Raw genomic sequence first — 1435 nt, 5'->3', positions numbered from 1 at the left:
ATTATTCTCCATGTATCAACACTCCGGACACTTTTATGCAGCAATGGCCCCATAGCAACTGATAAATATCAGCGGATTATTGCATCGTTTGCAGTGCGCGTGTAATCCAGTCACGGGCGGTATCATTGACTTCTGCCACCGAAAGGGATTCTGTTTTGATGGCCGGCCCGATCTCTACCTGAATCGTTCCGGGGCGTTTTATCCAGGAGCTGTTCGGCCAGAAAACACCGGCATTATGGGCAATAGGAAGAATATCCACTGCCGCCGCTTTTGCAAGTCCTGCGCCACCACGGGAAAACTTGCCCGGCTCACCGGGAGGCGTTCGTGTCCCTTCCGGAAAAATAAGGACCCAGACGTTATGCTCAAGTGCCGCTTTACCCTGGTCCCTCACCTGCTGTAGTGCCTGTCGGGCATCCTTGCGATTAATGGCAATGGGTTTGATTTTTTTAAATGCCCAGCCAAAGAAAGGGATTTTCAGCAGCTCCTGTTTGATCACCTGAGTCTGGGGCGTCAATAACGTCTGCAGGAAAAGAGTTTCCCAGGTGCTTTGATGGTTACTGATTACGACACAGGGAGTATCGGGAATATTCTCTCTGCCGTTTACCTTCCATTGAACACCGCAAATTAAACGACAAAGATAAATCGATACGATAGCCCATGTTTTGACAAAAATTCGATGACGGAGCTTAAACCGGAAAGGGTAGATAAACAGGATCATCAACATTGCCCAGAACACGGTCCAGACTGCCAGCGAAAAGTAAAAGACCGTTGTCCTTATCAAGGTAAAGGAGGTGGCCACTGCCCGGGTCACTCCCCGGTTAGTTGCAGAACCGACAGCTGATGACATTAAAGTCCCTCTGAAAGTAATTCTTTTACAAAGCTGTTCAGATTGTCATGAACAGCAACATCCCTGCGACCAGAAAGGCTACCAGAAAGCGCTTCCGGGTGTTCGATGAGTTTAGCGCGGGTTTTAACGCCTTTACCCGTCAATACCAGTGCAACCTGGCAACCAGAGGTTACGCCTGCCTGCAGGTCACGAAGTGAATCGCCGACCATCCAGGTTTCAGCGGGGCGGGCATCGTAGTCGGCAAAAATCCGGTCAATAAGCCCTGTTGCCGGCTTTCTGCATTGACAGTGATCGTCCGGGCCGTGTGGGCAGTAATAGATGCCATCAACATGGCCACCCCGGGCTTTGACCAGGCTGGTCAGTTTGTCATGCATGGCATCGAGTGCTTCGGGTGTGAAGTAACCGCGGGCCAGTCCGGACTGGTTGGTCGCTACGACGACGTTGTAGCCCGCAGAGGACAGCCGGGCAATGGCTTCAATACTTCCCGGAATGGGAAGCCACTGTTCGGCAGACCGTATGTACTGGTCTGAATCTTCATTGATCACGCCATCCCGGTCCAGAATAACAAGCTTGGTCATAGTGCTCCTG

Annotated in this window: 2 protein-coding genes; both read right to left on the bottom strand. The window is 51.4% G+C overall.

The annotated features are described in order from the left end of the window. Nucleotides 1–76: 76 nt before the first annotated feature. Nucleotides 77–847 carry a 1-acyl-sn-glycerol-3-phosphate acyltransferase gene (locus tag KDK13_RS15385; protein WP_257285857.1) on the bottom strand — a complete coding sequence of 257 codons (771 nt, stop codon included), beginning with the start codon at nt 845–847 and terminating at the stop codon, nt 77–79. Then, complete coding sequence (gene gmhB / locus KDK13_RS15380; RefSeq protein ID WP_257285858.1) at nt 847–1425, bottom strand: D-glycero-beta-D-manno-heptose 1,7-bisphosphate 7-phosphatase; 579 nt, start codon at nt 1423–1425, stop codon at nt 847–849. Before gmhB ends, KDK13_RS15385 begins: the two co-directional genes overlap by 1 nt. Nucleotides 1426–1435 lie beyond the last annotated feature (10 nt).

The organism is Endozoicomonas sp. SESOKO1 (assembly GCF_024606265.1).
In the GTDB taxonomy this organism is placed as follows: Bacteria; Pseudomonadota; Gammaproteobacteria; order Pseudomonadales; family Endozoicomonadaceae; genus Endozoicomonas.
Note: the sequence above shows the minus strand (reverse complement) of the source record. Positions and strands in the feature narration are given on the sequence as shown.

What these genes read in the sequence shown, in the direction of transcription:
- KDK13_RS15385 (WP_257285857.1), bottom strand. Translation starts at nt 847, where the DNA reads ATGTCATCAGCTGTCGGTTCTGCAACTAACCGGGGAGTGACCCGGGCA.
- gmhB (WP_257285858.1), bottom strand. Translation starts at nt 1,425, where the DNA reads ATGACCAAGCTTGTTATTCTGGACCGGGATGGCGTGATCAATGAAGAT.